The organism is Providencia sp. 2024EL-00732 (genome assembly GCF_044006275.1).
GTDB classification, from domain to species: Bacteria; Pseudomonadota; Gammaproteobacteria; order Enterobacterales; family Enterobacteriaceae; genus Providencia; species Providencia huashanensis.
The window spans coordinates 262,742-280,797 of record NZ_JBIPDG010000001.1 but is presented as its reverse complement, the minus strand read 5'-3'; the positions used below and the strand labels follow the sequence as shown (position 1 = coordinate 280,797).

The 18,056-nt window shown below is 38.9% G+C and carries 15 protein-coding genes; 4 read left to right on the top strand and 11 right to left on the bottom strand.

Annotated elements, in window-relative coordinates; translation table 11 throughout:
- Positions 1-11: 11 nt before the first annotated feature.
- The 4 genes from ACHB7C_RS01220 to ACHB7C_RS01205 all read right to left on the bottom strand — a co-directional run bounded on the left by ACHB7C_RS01220 (position 12) and on the right by ACHB7C_RS01205 (position 4,486).
- Positions 12-1,151 (bottom strand): AAA family ATPase, encoded by a 1,140-nt coding sequence (locus ACHB7C_RS01220; RefSeq protein WP_042844186.1) that lies wholly within the window; start codon positions 1,149-1,151, stop codon positions 12-14.
- Positions 1,151-1,858 (bottom strand): RNA ligase family protein, encoded by a 708-nt coding sequence (locus ACHB7C_RS01215; protein ID WP_071548838.1) that lies wholly within the window; start codon positions 1,856-1,858, stop codon positions 1,151-1,153. The genes ACHB7C_RS01220 and ACHB7C_RS01215 overlap by 1 nt, the downstream gene beginning before the upstream one ends.
- 227 nt (positions 1,859-2,085) lie before the next feature.
- Positions 2,086-2,904: a VanW family protein gene (locus tag ACHB7C_RS01210; RefSeq protein WP_042844187.1), complete on the bottom strand. Its 819-nt coding sequence runs from the start codon at positions 2,902-2,904 to the stop codon at positions 2,086-2,088.
- A 265-nt stretch (positions 2,905-3,169) separates the two neighbouring features.
- Entirely contained in the window at positions 3,170-4,486 is a 1,317-nt protein-coding gene (locus ACHB7C_RS01205) for a CitMHS family transporter (RefSeq protein ID WP_042844188.1), read from the bottom strand.
- Positions 4,487-5,080: 594 nt separating this feature from the next.
- On the opposite strand from ACHB7C_RS01205, the gene ACHB7C_RS01200 reads away from it, so the two are divergent.
- Positions 5,081-6,172, top strand: coding sequence for an NADH:flavin oxidoreductase/NADH oxidase (locus tag ACHB7C_RS01200; RefSeq protein ID WP_042844189.1), 1,092 nt, complete (start codon positions 5,081-5,083; stop codon positions 6,170-6,172).
- 60 nt (positions 6,173-6,232) lie between these two features.
- Here the strand turns inward: ACHB7C_RS01200 and ACHB7C_RS01195 are convergent, their stop codons facing one another.
- Positions 6,233-6,553: a hypothetical protein gene (locus ACHB7C_RS01195; protein WP_042844190.1), complete on the bottom strand. Its 321-nt coding sequence runs from the start codon at positions 6,551-6,553 to the stop codon at positions 6,233-6,235.
- 236 nt (positions 6,554-6,789) lie between these two features.
- Positions 6,790-7,662, bottom strand: coding sequence for a DMT family transporter (locus ACHB7C_RS01190; RefSeq protein ID WP_048606911.1), 873 nt, complete (start codon positions 7,660-7,662; stop codon positions 6,790-6,792).
- 343 nt (positions 7,663-8,005) lie between these two features.
- Here ACHB7C_RS01190 and ACHB7C_RS01185 point away from each other — a divergent pair, with 343 nt between their 5' ends.
- On the top strand, positions 8,006-8,218 hold the full coding sequence (locus tag ACHB7C_RS01185; protein WP_042844192.1) for a hypothetical protein: 213 nt from the start codon (positions 8,006-8,008) through the stop codon (positions 8,216-8,218).
- A 70-nt stretch (positions 8,219-8,288) separates the two neighbouring features.
- On the opposite strand, the gene ACHB7C_RS01180 is transcribed toward ACHB7C_RS01185, so the two are convergent.
- A complete protein-coding gene (locus ACHB7C_RS01180) occupies positions 8,289-9,761 on the bottom strand; it encodes an anion permease (protein WP_042844193.1) in 1,473 nt (490 codons plus the stop codon).
- Positions 9,762-10,448: 687 nt separating this feature from the next.
- Here ACHB7C_RS01180 and cutA point away from each other — a divergent pair.
- Both cutA and ACHB7C_RS01170 read left to right on the top strand, forming a co-directional pair.
- Positions 10,449-10,799: a divalent-cation tolerance protein CutA gene (cutA, locus tag ACHB7C_RS01175; RefSeq protein ID WP_042844194.1), complete on the top strand. Its 351-nt coding sequence runs from the start codon at positions 10,449-10,451 to the stop codon at positions 10,797-10,799.
- Positions 10,800-11,149: 350 nt separating this feature from the next.
- On the top strand, positions 11,150-11,491 hold the full coding sequence (locus ACHB7C_RS01170) for a carboxymuconolactone decarboxylase family protein (RefSeq protein WP_042844196.1): 342 nt from the start codon (positions 11,150-11,152) through the stop codon (positions 11,489-11,491).
- A gap of 57 nt (positions 11,492-11,548) precedes the next feature.
- On the opposite strand, the gene ACHB7C_RS01165 is transcribed toward ACHB7C_RS01170, so the two are convergent.
- From ACHB7C_RS01165 to betI, 4 genes are all read right to left on the bottom strand, one after another.
- Positions 11,549-13,810 carry a TonB-dependent receptor domain-containing protein gene (locus tag ACHB7C_RS01165; protein ID WP_198861304.1) on the bottom strand — a complete coding sequence of 754 codons (2,262 nt, stop codon included), beginning with the start codon at positions 13,808-13,810 and terminating at the stop codon, positions 11,549-11,551.
- A 384-nt stretch (positions 13,811-14,194) separates the two neighbouring features.
- Positions 14,195-15,874, bottom strand: a complete 1,680-nt coding sequence (gene betA / locus ACHB7C_RS01160) for a choline dehydrogenase (RefSeq protein ID WP_210855794.1) — start codon at positions 15,872-15,874, stop codon at positions 14,195-14,197.
- Between the two features lie 39 nt (positions 15,875-15,913).
- Complete coding sequence (betB, locus tag ACHB7C_RS01155) at positions 15,914-17,392, bottom strand: betaine-aldehyde dehydrogenase (protein ID WP_048606903.1); 1,479 nt, start codon at positions 17,390-17,392, stop codon at positions 15,914-15,916.
- A gap of 22 nt (positions 17,393-17,414) precedes the next feature.
- Positions 17,415-18,017 carry a transcriptional regulator BetI gene (betI, locus tag ACHB7C_RS01150; RefSeq protein ID WP_042844367.1) on the bottom strand — a complete coding sequence of 201 codons (603 nt, stop codon included), beginning with the start codon at positions 18,015-18,017 and terminating at the stop codon, positions 17,415-17,417.
- Positions 18,018-18,056 lie beyond the last annotated feature (39 nt).

Sequence of the window (18,056 nt, the reverse complement as noted above, 5' to 3'; positions counted from 1 at the left end):
GGTAAACCATGCTATATCTCCCCGAACAACTCAACAAACTCACTATTAATATAATAAGAAACTTGGTGCGCTTCATCGGGAGTGGGTAATTCCAACTTGCCTGCCATTCTTTCCATAATATTATCTGGAACAGCATATTGCCGTTGTTGATTTTGTTGCCGCCATTGCTTGAATGGCACTTCCAAGTAAACTAAATGAACTTTTGCTTGATAACGTTCAAATAGGCTGATCATACTGGCTCGCAAAGAAGCGCTTAACGAAGTCGCATTCCAAATAAAATCCGTTTTAGTGCGCAGTAAACCTTTAGCTTGCTCTTTCGCTTGTTGAGCCACCCACCCTTGTGCATTTTTATCTGCAGGGTTAATTTTATGTTCTCGGCGAATATCATCGAGGCAAATTATTTGAGTTTGTGGATAAAACTGTTTTACAAAGTGATCCTTCCCCATACCGGGTAAACCGCATAACATAATCACTTCGCTACCAAACTCCTCAAAAGGGAGGTAATCTGCCGTGCCCTTCTGGTAGTGAAAATATTGGAAACGGCCCGCTAAAGAGGCAAATGATTTAGGCTTATCCCAACAATCTTGCTCACGACAAAATAATTCAAACAGCTCAATTCTAGCGAGTAAATCAGCTTTATCTTCACAAGTTCGGCCTATTGCATCCGCTTTCGCCAACATACACAACAACGGCATTTCGACACGTAAAGAGGCGGCAAATAAAGTACGCTCAGGGTCTGGTTTTTCCATTATCCATAACGGTAAGCCGTGAAAACGCACTAATGCAGCAATATGTTCACGAATGGCAAAAGGTGTTTCTATTTGACGAAATAATATATTCCGTACAGATAACTCACCTTTTTTAGCGTGCCCCGGTGAATGAATTCGCCCCTCTTCATCTTCACGTGTGGTACTGCGCTTTTCTACGTCATGCAATAATGCCGCAGTCCAAACCACCTGCTGCTTAAACGGTGATAGTTGCTGATATTCAGGCAAACTTTCAAGCGCGGCTAACACCATTTGGGTATGAATAGCCACATTACCCTCTGCATGGTGTAAGCTATCTTGTGGTACATTTTGCATGTCGCGGATAAAATCAAATTGAGCTTCAAGCTGCGACCAATCGCGGTTTTTTGTCAATTGCCAGCTCATCATTGCCCTCCTTGATATTCAAAAGCCAGTTTGGCTCTTTGCCAATTACGCTTCCAGTGGATATCTGTTTTGACATGATTTTTACGCACATATTTAAATACATGCGACATAAAATCATCTACTGGGAAGGCTTGGCTATCACGGCTAACAATACCTTCCATGCTACATGCTTTGCCTATATGTGTATCATAGGCAATAAATTGGCTATCTTGGGATGCGGCTTCTATTAATCCACGGGTATATTCTTGCTCAGACATATTCTTATTCAATGATAAATCCAACTGAGGCACCGTAGGGAAATCAAATAATGCTGCATAAAATTGCACTTCTTCCCAACTAAGCCAATAACCCCCTTGCCTAACGGCAAACAGATAAAAATAGTCTTCAATATGCTGATACTCAATGGAATGCACAGCATAAAGATTTTCACCGAATAGTTCGATATCACCTAAATCATCTTTAATTAACTGCCAACGCTGACGTATCTGTTGGCTCCATGCAGATTGTGTTGGCGCGCCATGAGAGCGTGCAAACACACCATAGCGATTTAAACAATTGTTTTCGCCATCGAGTTTTTCTGTGTGAATTAATTGCCCAATATTTTGGATGTGCGACCACCAATCGCTATTGATGCGATCGTCACTAGTCGTACCGGGTGAGAACGGATAATGATACGTTCTACCATACTTTCTTGATTGCATATTCATCATGCTTTCTCTAAAGAATAGAAATCACAACAAATCTTTTGCAAGATTTGCTTCTTTTATTGTTGAGAAATCAAGTGTTGGTATTACATATCTAGTCCGAGTGTCGGCCTCATATTGATACTGCCTAGCGTTTTCTCTAGGCCTGTTTGTGTTATATTCAGTGAGATCCTAACTTAACTGTCAAGGAAAAAACTATCAATTTATTCCTAAACTCATAAAAAACGCAGTTATTCGATAACAATTCGGCTTTCATCAATAGGGTATTTCACTACGACTTTATTGCAGTACAAACAATTATCTTGCAAAGTGACTGGTTCTTGCCCTTTAGTCGTCACTTTTTGCCAAATTTCATTGTGGCGATAAATCACCCCTTTTTCACGGGTAAATTTATGGTTTTTCTCATAAATATGGTATTTCGCCTCTCGCGGATCACTGCATAACAACTCCCCTTCAAGTTGGTGCTCAGCAATATTAAAAACCAATTGAAATGCACTTTGAGTTGGGTTGTAAAAGACAAGGTCGATGTAATTATAAAAAATGGCAGCGCCTGAGCCAAACGGCAATACTCTGCCCTCATCAGGAAAAGGGTCAAAACTATGATTAGCACGCTCAACCACCTGTAATGGTGAGTGCAAAATCATCCAGTGTATTAGGTTGCTGAGCTGGCAAATTCCACCACCAATACCACTACGAGCTTCGCCAAATGATAATTCCATCCCCTCAAGAAACCCCCTACGCGCTGTGGGCTTTCCCACTAATCGACAAAAGGAAAAATACTCCCCAGGGTATATCGTAATACCATTCATGGCTTTAATGGCTATGCGCAAGTTAGTCACTTTGTTGTACTGCAAACGTAAATCCGACTCACCTAATTTGCGGATTAATTTGGATGTGTGCTTATTGTAGCGATATTCAAGACGTTCAGAAGATTTCGCTTTCGCATAATATTGAGAGGAAAATGCCCAATGCAGTCTTCGAGCTAGACGTTTTTGAGTCACACGCAGCCAATAGAGGATAGGATGATAAGAAGAAAGTGGCCGACGCATAACAAAACCTTATTGATAATAATTAACCAATAAATCATGTCATAACCGTAAATTTTACGACATAGTAACTATCTGATAATTCGCAATATAGCTATTCAATCACCTTGGTACCTGTACCGACTACAGATTACAAACCAAAAAATAAACTGGATGTATTCTAATCTGATGCTATTGCAACTAGGCGACAAAAAGTAACCCCTAGAACATACCAATGTATGACTAGGGGTTACTTTTAAAGCCAACAACACTGCGGCGCGAAAGCCAATTAGTAGAGACCGAGTACCGCACCAGCGCCAAGTAAAAATAGACTAAATAGCCAAATCCACCCAAATGAATAACGCAGGTGACGCCCCATATCAATCCCCGCTAGCCCCATGGCTAACCAAGCTGCCGGTGAAAATGGGCTAACAAAAGTCCCTGCATTATTACCAATAGCCATAGAGTAAACAACAGCAGATGGGTCTACCCCTACAGTGGCTGCAATTTGTTGAATTATCGGTAATAAAGCAAAATAATAAGCATCTGTACTGGTGAATATATCCATCGGCACACCCAAAATACCAACAAAGATATGCACTTTTGATACCCATTCCATTGGTAAAATAGCAGTTAAATCTTTTGCTATCGACTCAAGCATTCCCCCTTCAGATAAAATCCCCAAAAATGCTCCAGCTGCAAGTATAATCGCGACCATACCGAGTGCTTGTGGCGCATGAGCAGATAAGACCTTCATTTGGTCTCTAGGGTTAGGGAAGTTCACCATCAGTGCGATTGATAGTGCTATCATAAATACATATGGAGCTGATAATAAACCAAATGCCAGACACACCACCGATGCAACAATTAAACCACCATTAATTAATGGCTTTTTAGGCTTTTGGATAGTTTCATTGATTTCGCCAATTTCTTCACTCGCAGGTAATAATGAATCCATCTCATACGGCGTCGTCCCTTTCAACCGTGCGGAAGCTATGCGGCGTTTCTCGCGCAAACCCATAATAATAGCGAATACCACAGCGCCACCCATACCAATTAATTGAACAGGTATAAGTTGCTGCCATAAAGTTGATGCGTCAATTCCAGTGACTGCAGAGGCGCGCCCTAAAGGCCCTCCCCAAGGCACCATATTCATCACCCCCATGCTTGCACACATCAGTAATAACATTAAATATGGGCTCATACCTAGCTGTCGATATAAAGGTAATAATGCAGGGATAATAATTAAAAATGTTGCTGCTCCTGAGCCATCTAAATGGACAATACCCGCGATTAGGGTAGTCATAATACAAACAACAACAATATTTCCACGAGTCATTTTGACCATTATCCGAATTAATGGGTCAAAAATATGGAGATCTTTCATCAAGCTAAAAAACAAGATGGCAAATAAAAACATTGCAGCGACTTTCGAGACTTTATTAATCCCACTCTCGAAGAAAACTGAAATTTCCGCTACAGAATATCCTGCAAATAATGCACCAATAAATGGTATACAGGACATTGCGATAATAGGGCTCACTTTTCCCATCATGAGCAATGTCACGATAGATACAATGATTAAAATACCAATAATTGTTAACACATCGACTTCCTTCTTAGAATTATATTTTTCAGGTGAAATAAGCTTTAATTAACTAGCCTAATTATTTAATGCTATTTTACGACTATGCAAATTGCGTAATTAAATTGTCTATTTGATTCAATATCAGTATGTTGCTTATATAAACCATTAGAAACAAGTGCAAGGCTATTTTTATATTTTTGCTGCGATAACAACTTGTTCACACTAATTAAAATCACTATTTAAAATAAAAAACCAGTGTATTTTTCTATTACAACCATTAAAACCATAAGGTGAAATTAAAACCATTATATATTGGTGATTATTTATTTAATTTATAAGTGACAGAATTATAAATACCAAGATAATATATTTACTCTACTATTTTATTTTTTATGCTATTTTTTTAAGTATTTCAGCTATTTTTTAGCCATCAACACAGGGATTTATACTTTTTTTTATGTTTTTCAAAGATCCAAAAAACTACTTGCTTTTTAGTTTCAACTTTATGTAAAGGTAAGGTTGATTTGCAATATCACACCATCTCACAAAAAGACCAAAATAAACTAGGTATAATATAAGAATAACTAAAGTTATCTAAAAAGGAATGTTCCTATGAGTCATCTTTTTTCATCCGCATCAATAGGCCAAGTTTCACTAGAAAATAGAATTATCGTTCCACCTATGTGTCAATATTCAGCAGACAATGGGATGCCAACGCCGTGGCACAAGGCGCATTATATGAACCTCGCTTTGTCTGGTGCTTCATTAGTCATTATGGAAGCTAGTGCAGTTACGCCCGAAGGACGTATTACACACAAGGATTTAGGGCTGTGGAATGATGAACAAATGGCCGCCATGCAGCAAATGCTGGTAGATATTAGGCAATATTCGAATGCACGTTTAGGAGTGCAAATAGCCCATGCAGGTAGAAAAGCCTCTACTGATTTACCTTGGTTTGGTGGAAAAAGCCTTCAAGCAACTGACCCTCATGGGTGGCAAACCGTTGCACCATCCGCGCTTGCTTTTGGTGATAACTACCTACCACGTGAGTTAACTATTGAACAAATTATTGAAATCAAAAAACAATTTATTGATGCAGCAAAACGAGCAGAACAAGCTGGATTTGACGTCATTGAAATTCACGCAGCTCATGGGTATTTATTGCATGAATTCCTATCCCCAGTTTCAAATCAACGCCAAGATGAATATGGGGGGAGCTTCGAGAACCGAAGTCGCTTATTAGTGAATATTTTTCATGAAATTAGAGAAACAATTAGCCCAAATATTGCAGTTGGCGTACGGATTTCCGCAACTGACTGGCTTGAACACGGATGGAGCGTTCCCGAATCTATCGAGCTTACTGAAATATTAGAAGATTTAGGCTGTGACTATATCCATGTCTCCTCAGGTGGCCTATCTGCGGAACAACAAATTCCTTTAAGCCCTAATTACCAAGTTCCATTGGCTCAAGCAATTAATGAACATACTATGATGCCTGTTATTGCTGTTGGCCTTATTACAGAGCCATTACAAGCAGAGGCTATTCTGGCGACTCATCAAGCGGATTTTGTCGCTATTGGGCGGGGGATTTTATTTGAGCCACGCTGGCCATGGAGAGCTGCTTGTGAATTAAATCAGCAAGTTAATGTTGCGCCACAATATTTACGTTGTGCACCACATCAGTTTAAAAATTTATTTAAATAGAAATAAAAAACCCGCAGCACTTATACGATGAATAGCCATCAAACTGCGGGTTTAAAGCGACTAACGTGCGTTTTGCGAACACTGCTGAACAAATTCGATCATGGATTTTTGGAATTCAGGTTCTGCATCACCTGACTTAGCCAATTCACCATCAATACGTTTAAATTCAGCTAAGCCATATTTCTCAATTGTTTTGTCATAGGCACATCCGCATATCGCTGAAACAGCATTTGCTGTTTCGCCCTGTGGATTCCCTGACCCTGCAACACAAGTATTCACAAAGTTAGTTTTATATTCAGCAATTTCTGCCTTTTCATCAGAACATGCAGATAACACAGCTACTGCCCCAACCATACCCAATATTAATGCTAATTTTTTCATCTTATGCCCATTTTCTCATTAAGCGCTTGACCCAAGAAGACAACAATAAACAAATTATCGTCTTAGTACTTCGCTATTTTGGATAGATAATTTATATTTACAACACCATTAATCTTAATATACAAAATAAGAACTTCTAATTTAGATAAATATTCCTATCTATGATTGTTACTATTAATCATAGACGTTTTCCTATAAAAGATCTGCAATCATTAAGTTATTTTTATAATTTAATTTCACTTAGGTAGCGAATTTGAACAACGCCAACGATAATAAAATAAAGCACATAAAATCAATATACAACCCACGATTTGAATCAAAGGCATCCGTTCGTGATACCAAATAGCCGCAACAAATACTGTCATAACAGGCTCTAGGATCATAATAATTGCAGCATTTGCAGCTGTTGTGTTTTTCTGGCCAATAAGCTGTAAAATAAACCGTAAACTCGTCGCTATCACCACACTTGCAATAAACCACATCATCGTCGGTGCAGTAATACTGGCAGGCCACTCTTCCAAAAAGATGGATAGCACCAATCCTACAGTACCTGTGCAAGCTAATTGTATTGTCGTTAAAGGTAAAAGCGGCACGGTTCTGGTATATAAGCTGGTATAACAAAAATAAATAGCTTGGACGATAGCAGCACAAAGAAACCATAGTTGGCTCGCCTTAAATTCAAGTTGTGCCTTAAATAAAGTTAAGCACGCCAAACCCACTACAGCAACAGGAAGGGCTTGCCAAAAATAACGCACTGGCTTATTTTTTAAAATGACCCACGCAACTAAAGGAACAAATAGCATGGCTAGGCTCATAATGAATGCCCCTTCCCCTATCGAATCCGTTGTTGCCACTGCGTAGATCCATAACACCATATTCAATGCCATCCAACCGCCTGTCATTAATATTTTTGGCAGTTGTTGAAGAGTTACTTTATTTTTCTTTCCGCGACAAAATGGCAGTAAAATTATGGCGGCTAATAAGAAGCGGCTGCCAAGAAAGGCGAATATAGGCATTCCCTGTACAGCTTCGCGAGAAAAAACCCACCCCCAAGCTGCAATTATCGTGGTCAGCACTAAGAAAAATTCTGCCTTTCTTTGCGAATACATGTGTTCCTCTAAATAAATTCACCCTCAAGCACTTACATCATACTGGCTTTTGTAGGCAAACCAATCATATTTATTCGCTTTGTTAATTCATTTTCCAAATAAAAAAATACTTATCCAAAAAGCATAAATATGACCTTAGATGAGTAACCATTTCCTCTTAATGAAGCTAATTTAGCGCTTAAACTTCCTTTTCCCTTATTTATTTAACTGAAACCGAGTTTTATCGTAAAAAAGGAGGAAGTTTGTATAAAACCCCATCAATTTTTCTGACTTTACATATCTGAAATAATCACAGCAGACAAAATAAGCCACATATCATTACCTTAATAAAAGGCAAGTAATCATGATGATGCAAAAAAATGCCGACACTACCACCGATATAGTTAATAACGTTAAAAATGCCATTAATACTCGCAAATATGCACATGCTGATGAAATAAGCTTATTATGGCAACATGCAATGAAATCCCCCTATATGATCAGTTGGGGGCATGTGATGTTAATTGCGCTAATCGTCGCGGCTATCATTACTGTGATTAGCACATTATTTTTTTAAGTTAAAAACACCAATAAAAAATCGGGCTGTTCGCCCGATTTTTTATTCTAACTAGATAAATTTTTCACTATTACCAGTAACCTAAGAATTTCCACCAAATGCTACCGATAAAGAACCAAACGGCTAAATTTACAACACTCATGACAAAACCCGTTTTCCACCATTCGCCTAACGTCGCATAACCCGAACCAAAAATAATCGGCGCTGTCCCTGTACCATAATGCGTTAATGACATCATTAGTGAAGATGAGAAAGCTAACGTTAAAGCTAATAACATTGGCGGGGCACCAAGCGCTAAACCTGCGGAGAAAAATGCCGCATACATTGCTGTAATGTGCGCTGTGGTACTTGCAAAGAAGTAATGTGAATAAACATAAATTAAAACAAGGATTAGCATCCCCCACACCCAGCTTATTCCCATACTGTCAATCGTGCTACCAACAGTCACTGACATCCATTTAATTAAGCCTAGTTTGCCTAAGAAGGTCGCCATCATAACCAAAGCAGAGAACCATACTACCGTATCCCAAGCCCCTTTATTTTTCAGCACATCATCCCAATTAATAACCCCTGTTGCTAATAAAATACTCAAACCAATAAAAGCAGCAGTGGTAGCATTAACACTATAGGCTGGACCAAAAACCATGGCGGGCACACCAGCCCACATCAATAATAGCAGCCCGAAAACAGCAAGGGTTATTTTTTCGGGTAATGAAACCGCACCCAACTGTTTCAAACGCTCTTTAGCAAAATTCGGGGCATCAGGTGTTGAGGTAATTTCTGGTTTATACATAAAATAGATCACCAAAGGCATTAAGATTAATGACACAATGGCAGGTACAAATGCAGCTATTGCCCACATACCCCAAGTCAATTCATTACTTTGACTAGTTTCACTAATGATCAAACTTACTATCAATGGGTTTGGTGCAGTGGCAGTAATAAACATCGCAGAGGTAATGGGGTTAATATTGTAATTAACCAGCGATAAATAACGCCCTATTTTACTTGAGGTCCCATCTTCAGCTTTTGACCCAAAGCTATCCGAAATAGAACGCATAATGGGGTGAATAATCCCCCCGCCCCGAGCGGTATTACTTGGCGTTACTGGTGCAAGAATGGTTTCTGCAATTGCTAATGAATAAGCTATACCGAGTGTTTTTTTACCGAATAGGGAAATCACATAATAACCTATCCGAGCCCCAAGACCTGTCTTATTTAGGCTCATGGAAACCATAATAGAAATACCAATCAACCAAATTAAGTCATTGGAAAAACCACTTAATGCGTCAGCAATAGCGCCTTTGGTTGATTCTGGATTAGTGACTCCGGTTACAGCAACTAAAGAAATAGCCACAATAGAAACACCACCAATAGGTAATGCTTTACCTATAATGGCGGCAATTGTGCCAACAAATAATGCTAAAAGGTGCCAAGCATTTGGATTAACCCCTTCAGGTACAGGGATCAAGAACCAAATTATTAGCGTAATGGCAACTGCGATTAAGGTCGGTACAGGCTTTAAAGGTGTTAACTTATTCATAAGGTTATCCATGTACGTATAAAGATGGAAATACAGATTAATTTCAGTTATATATTCTGATTTTTATCATTATGTTAACAATACAGCTCAAAAACTTTGATCATTATCAGTGAGTAGCTTGGTTTTATTAAAAATAGCCAGACTATTTTGTAACAATAAGTAATATATAATTATAAGGTTATATTGACTCATTTTTAAAAAAAATAGAGGACCACACTCTTATTTTAAAGAGTGAACCTATACAGCGAATTAATAATTCTCACATTTGATGATGTCAATACAGTTAACTATTCATTGTAATCAGTAAATTATTTCGATATTACCTAATATACTAAAATTTCAATTTTATTTATGTTTTTTCCTCTATTTTTGCAGGCTGAATCGAATTAATAAAATAAAAATAGTAAATAGTGTTATTTTTTTTGAGTGGATAAAAATACCACACCACGCACAATTGATTAAAAAAAAACCAAAATGAACAGTAATAATACTTACACCGCCTAAAAACAAACCAGATAACCGAATTAAACCAATATGACTCTCTTTATTAAAAGTATTGTTACCTAACATAATAATTCCAATTAGAAATAACTATAAATATTATGCCTTGTTTCCATACACAGTGTGAATATTTAATCTAACATTAATAGTAGTTTCATTTCTAAATATGACTAATAAGGAAATTAAATGTCTACCATGAACACTTATACCACTAGTAATCATCAACCTTGCATTGTGCTATGTACAACGAATAGCCATGAAAGTGCAATTAAAATTGCACAACATATTTTAGCGAATCGCCTTGCAGCCTGTGTTTCACTATTACCAGAAGTGGTATCTATATATCTTTGGCAAGGTAACATTACACAAGATAAAGAAATTTTGCTTTTGATTAAGACAACACACGATAATCAGCTCAGTTTATTTAATGCAATAAAAGAAATTCACCCATACGAAACACCAGAACTTATTCGTCTTGACCCAAGCCAAGTCGAAGATAATTATTTACAATGGTTAATTAATTCCGTTAAAAAATAGCTATCTACATGAATTAATAAACATTATTTTATAGCTCAGCGGCTTATTTATTTTTTTACAAAATTATTTTACTGGTCGGGTATGGTTTATACATAATTAGTGGTATACCAATAGGCTCGCTTTATATTTATTTTCCCTCCTTAATGTTTGGAGGGTTTTTTTTACCTAAAATTCCAGAACACTTTTCTATACGCCTTAAACTCACCACTAAACCCAAAAACCCAACATAAGCTAAATTTAACATATTTTAATTCATTGTTTATATTTCACGCAAATACCAGTTGATCATTTACATGATTACATTATATTAAATTATATAATATAAATAACATAAATATAGTGAGGAAAAAATGTCAGACTTCAAACAAATAACAACTCATATCAGCCAAAATTTGCCTGAACTCGCTAAGCATATTCCTGATGTGATGAAAAATTTTTCTAACCTAGTTAGTTCAGGTAGCCAAGATGGTGCATTAGATAAAAAAACAAAGGAATTGATTGCTATCGGTATTGCTGTGGCAAATCGTTGTGATGGCTGTATTGGTTTTCACACCAAAATACTGGTTGATTTAGGTGTTACCGAACAAGAGTTAGCAGAAGCACTCGGTGTGGCCATTTTTATGGGGGGTGGGCCTTCTGCAATGTACGCAGCAGAGACCATGAGTGCATACAAGCAATTTACAAGTAAATAAATATATTAATGTTGTCTCTGAACCTACTGGCTCAGAGACAACTAAATTGATTGCAATTTAAAAAGTCGCTTCTAACCCAAGCCTGAAGGTTCTTCCTGGAATCGGCATATAAATAACGGTTCCTGGGTCAAATGCATAACGATTCGTCAAGTTATCAATATTAAAATTCACATGGATATTTTTCTGAATAGAGTATTTACCTAACAAATCAAATGTTGTCGTGGAATACAGCTTGGTAACAGGTGCTGCAGCTGTTCCAGCAAGCCATTCTTGTGGGTAATCTTTCCCTGAGTTATAACGTACACGTAAACCTGTTTGTAATTTTTGATCAAACATTTTTACCCCAACAATTCCGGTGACAACTTTCTTGGGTGGAATACGTGAAGGTGATAACCCCCATGCAAAACCAACCGAATTACAAGCAGATGGTAAACTCCCTAGCGCCATTTCATCCCGAGAGCAAAGTTCTGCATTGTTATAAAAAGTGGCATCAACGGAACCAAATGCATAATTTGAATTGTATTTTAATTCAACCTCATAACCTGAAAGATTAAACCTGTCATAGTTTTTGGTTATGACGTAAGGTGATGACCAATCCTCCAATTTAGGATTCACACCTTGTGAAAGATAATCTTTGATATCATTATTAAAATACGCCACCCGCAACTCGGCAACATCTTCATCGGCAATCAAGTTATTTTTTTCAAGGTTCATGCCAACCTCAAACGACTTGGCATGCTCAGGTTTTAGTGGGGAGTTAGGGCTATAAGAGTAAGTCTGACCGGATGCCGTTGTTTCAAATAAACTAGGTTCTCTATAACTATCTGAATATTTAGTATAAATATCCAATTCATTCGTCATATGAAAACGCAATTCACCGAATAAATCATTCTTTGGCCCGTAATGAAGGCTTTTCCCTTGAACATGGTCATCAACATCAAACGAGTGGATGCGCCAACCCGCCAGCACCGTGACCCAATCACCTTGGTACTCAACGTTAGTAAATGCGGATGTATTAATACCTTTCGCATTACGTGTTACCGGCGTCAGTTCGTCCCCCTCTAGTGTTCCGTCGGGTGTCCATATCGGCTGATAAGTCTTACTAAGTGGCTTTGATTTCTGCTGCATATATTCCACACCATATGTAATCCCGATGGGATACGCGGCAAGCTCGGAAGTATTTTCTAAATTAAATCCAAGCCGCTCATCGGTATAACGGTGTTTATATTGATCACCATAATGAGCATTTACATTATCCGATGTACCATTACGTTGCTTAAACTTACCTTTCGTCCACCATACTCCTAAATTCATATCAACCCATAAAGAATCAGGTTTATACGAGTAGTTTAATGACGCGGTATCTATATTTGCGGTTCCTAACGACCACTGTGGCATTTTATTATCATACTGATACCAATAAGCAGCTAAAACTTCGCCAGCTTGCTGTTCGTGGCGACGATAATTTAATTCAATACTAGAATATGGGTTAAGATAAATATTCGTCTTTAATAATGTTGACTGACTTTCATAACTCGTATTAACCACTTCTTGCCCGGGTTTTATCGGTGCATCTGTGGATGAATATTTATGATAACCATTTTTCCCTGCAAAAAAATTGCCTTGTTTTCTGTCACTATGCGCAATTAACACGTCAAACTTATCATTTCTATAGGCAATACCAGTGGTTATGGAACCATTATTAAAATGACTATTTTTAACCCCATTAGATAACCGATACTCTGACTCCCGCCCTTCCTCTGATGCTATAGAAGGCCGTCGGTTATTGTTATAAATATTTCCTTTAAATAAAAACCCGAACTGCTCTCCTTGGGGGATAATACTATTAGCAGATAACGTTTTTAATTTAACTGTTCCACCGATAGCACCGCCGGAGAATTTACTCATCGATGCTCCTTTTTCGATCTCTATGGTATCAACCAAATCCATATCAATATAGGTTCTATCGGTGCTACCTTGATAACCTCGCCATGTATTCGTCGATTGCAAACTACCATCGATAATAATAGGCACTCGGCCATTACCTTGTAGACCTCGAATACCAATATCTAAAGCACCTGCTTCATTTCTGGCATTATTTATTTGAAGAGAGGTCTCATTAGCAAATATATCCGAATTAGTTGTGCCTCTTACTACCGAAATATCTTTAGTCTCTATTCGCTTACTATTTGACTTTATTTTACTCGCAGTAACGAGAAGTTTATCTTTCTGCTGTGCTGTATTGGCTTCATCCGCTAAAACCGTCCCTGAAGAACATATAACAAGTAAGCTAATTATATTTTTATTTTGAAATATCATTTAAGTAATGCCTTCATTAATTAATGAATATTTAATACAAATGAAGAAATATCGTACAAGCAGCTTGAAAATATCCCCTGCTATACTTTAATTCGTCAATTAAAAGTGAGATGTAAGTGCAATTAGATAAATACAGCTAACACCAAAAACCTTATTTATTGAATGGTTAAGGGCGATTTTTTCCTCGTATTAATCAATTATCCTGAAATATACACCAATAATAACAATGATCAAGATCATAATGAATATCATTTGCATTCTCATTAATATAACTATTGTTTATTAATTCCTTTATGATTTCACCCCATAAAAAAAGCGGCTGATATAACTATCAACCGCTGTTGAATAACCAAAAACCGGGTTTAATAATATGCTAGTGCCTTATTACCCCCTTAAAGGCGTTTTTCTAACCGGCGTATTCCCCGCCACAAAATAATCCGCTTGACTGACAGGTAGTGGTGCCCGATTACGTATTTTATCTGCTATTTTTTCAGCAATCATAATCGTCGTTGCATTCAAATTACCGGTAATAATTAATGGCATTATTGATGCATCAATCACCCTTAACCCTTCAATACCGTGTACCTGCCCTGCACCATTAACAACTGCCATTTCATCATTACCCATTTTACAAGTACCACAGGGGTGAAATGCGGTTTCAGCGCGCTCTCGGACAAAAGCATCCAGTTCTTCATCGGTATTCACCTGTTTACCGGGGCTTATCTCTGCACCACGATATGGGTCGAGCGCTGGCTGAGCCATAATTTCACGGGTAATACGGATAGCTGCACGAAACTCTTCCCAGTCCTGTTCCGATGACATGTAGTTGAATAAAATACTCGGGTGTTGCCTAGGGTCTAATGATTTTAAACGTACTCGCCCACGGCTAGGAGAACGCATTGAGCCGACATGAGCTTGGAAACCGTGCATATTAACTGCATTACTACCATTATAATTAATTGCAACTGGTAAGAAATGAAACTGAATATTCGGCCACGTAAACTTATCACTAGTACGAATAAAACCGCCCGCTTCAAACTGATTACTGGCACCAATTCCCGTCCCTTTGAACAGCCACTGAGCACCAATCATCGGTTGATTATACCACTTTAATGCTGGGTATAATGAAACTGGCTGTTTGCATTCATACTGCAAATACATCTCAAGATGATCTTGTAAGTTTTGCCCAACACCGGGCAAAACATGTACTTTAGGGATATTAAACTCCGCCAATACATCTTCAGGACCAACCCCTGAGCGTTGTAATATTTGTGGCGATGCAATCGCCCCTGCACATAATAACACCTCTTTACGCGCTTTTATCACCGTTGCAGTTGTACTGTTACCTGGGTAATACTTCACACCAACCGCTTTTTTTCCTTCGAACTCAATAGTATCAGTGGTTGCATGAGTCACAATCGTTAAATTTTTTCGCCCTTTCGCTTGGTCTAAATAACCACGCCCCGTACTTGCTCGACGTCCTTGAGGGGTTACTGTGCGATCCATAGGACCAAACCCCTCCTGTTGATAGCCATTTAAATCATCAGTTTGCGGGTAGCCTGCTTGAACCCCAGCCTCAACCATTGCATGAAATAGCACATTATTGCCATTTTTAGGCGTAGCTACACTTACGGGCCCATCACCACCATGGTAATCATTTGGACCAATATCCCGCGTCTCCGCTTTTCTAAAATACGGTAAGCAATCTAAATAGCGCCAATCTTCTAGACCAGGAGCTTCAGCCCAGCCATCAAAGTCCATCGCATTTCCACGGATATAACACATCCCATTAATCAGTGATGAGCCGCCAAGCCCTTTTCCTCGACCACACTCCATACGGCGGTTATTCATATGTGGCTCGGGGTCAGTCTCATAGGCCCAATTATAACGTCGACCTTGTAATGGATACGCTAATGCCGCTGGCATTTGTGTGCGAAAGTCGAACCGATAATCCGGTCCTCCTGCTTCAAGGAGCAGCACAGTAACTTCAGGATCTTCTGTCAGGCGGGTAGCAAGAACGTTACCGGCTGAACCAGCACCGATAATAATATAGTCATAGACCATTGTTATCTCCTCTGTTTCAGTCAAATTAAAATGATGTGATTAAAAAACCGATGAAAACTCCCCAAGTTCAACTTGAATAGATTTGATTTGTGTATAATTTTGCAGCGTTATCACGCCATTTTCACGACCAACACCTGAATGTTTATAGCCACCAACGGGCATTTGTGCAGGAGATTCGCCCCATGTATTAACCCAGCAAATACCTGCTTCTAATTGATTAATTACACTATGCGCTCGCGTTAAATCTTGAGTGATAACCCCCGCAGCCAACCCATACACACTGTTGTTGGCACGAGCAATGACTTCCTCTTCCGATTGATAACCTAAAATACTCATTACTGGACCAAAAATTTCTTCCTGAGTAATTTGCATTTCATCATCACAATCTGTAAATACCGTAGGAGCAACATAAGCGCCATCAGCAAAGTGACCATCCACTAAACGCTGCCCACCACATAACAAACGAGCCCCTTGCTGCTTCCCTAATTCGATATAACGCAGTACATTTTCCATATGCGCAAAACTGACTAATGGCCCAAAATTCGTGTCCTCTTCAACAGGAGAACCGATTTTAATCCGCGCAACACGCTCAACAATTTTATGTTCAAATTGTGATTTAAGAGAATTAGGCACAAATACCCGTGTACCGTTCGTACAGACTTGGCCTGAGCTATAAAAATTAGCCATCATAGCGATATCAGCAGCTTTATCTAAATCTGCATCATCACAAATAATTAATGGTGACTTACCACCAAGCTCCATGGTGACTTCTTTCAATGATGAAGCAGATGCATTGGCCATGACTTTTTTACCCGTAGCTATCCCACCCGTAAATGAGATTTTAGCAATATCTGGATGCTCTGTTAGCCATTGGCCGACTTCCCCGCCTGCTCCAGTGACCACATTGAACACCCCAGCTGGTAAACCTGCTTCGGTATATATTTCAGCCAGTTTTAAAGCCGTTAACGAAGTCACTTCACTCGGTTTGAACACCATCGCGTTTCCAGCTGCAAGCGCTGGCGCCGACTTCCATAAAGCGATTTGAATTGGGTAATTCCATGCACCAATACCAGCAACAACACCTAATGGCTCACGACGGGTATAAACCAATGCGCTATCACGTAACGGAATTTGTTGCCCTTCCAGCATCGGTGCTAGCCCAGCATAATATTCAAGGACATCAGCCCCTGTCACAATATCGACATAACGAGTTTCAGATAACGGTTTACCGGTATCCAAGGTTTCAAGATAAGCCAGCTCATCATTACGTTCGCGTAAAATATCAACAGCGCGGCGTAAAATTCGTGAACGCTCCATCGCTGTCATTGCCGCCCACACCTTTTGGCCTTGTTTGGCGCTTTCTACTGCCCATTGAATATCTTCGAGGCTAGCAGATTGTAACTTGGCAATGACCTCCCCATTTGCGGGGTTGATTGCCGAAAATTGACTGCATTCTGGTTGTGAGCTATCGACGTAACCACCATGAATATAAAGCTTATGGATTGGTGGATGTTGCATATTATCTCCTTTGAATTGATATTTAGGTTTTTGTTACCTCTGCCCGATGAAGTTGCATATCGATATATTCATTAGTGATTTTCAGTGCCTCTAGGACTGGGAATACTTCATTACTTAAAGCACTCCGTAACCATAAACCATCAATTAGCGCCGCAAGCCCTTTTGCAGCCATCCGCGCATCGGATTTGCTTAATACCCGCCCAAATTCATAACTTAAATTCGAATAAAGCCGCCTATCATTCACCTGTTGTAGTCGGTTTAAGTTAGGCTGGTGCATACTACTAGCCCAAAATGCTAACCACGTTTTCATCGCGGCTTCGCTAGTCTGTGTTGGGTCAAAGTTACCTTCAACAATCGCCTGTATTCGCAATTTTGGCTCTGCATCCGGTAGCATTCTTAAGCGCATCGCAACTGCAAGCCCAAGTTGGTATTGAATATGGCGCATAGCCGCTTCAAGTAACCCGTTTTTATCTCGAAAATAATGGCTAATAATACCTGTAGACACCCCAGCTTTACGGGCGATTAACACAAAGCTAGCTTCTTGCATTCCAACTTCGTTAATCACAGCCAAAGTGGCCTGAATTAACTGCTGTTTACGTATCGACTTAATTCCTACCTTCGGCATAGTATTTAAACCTAAAAAATACACTGTTCCCTTTTATTA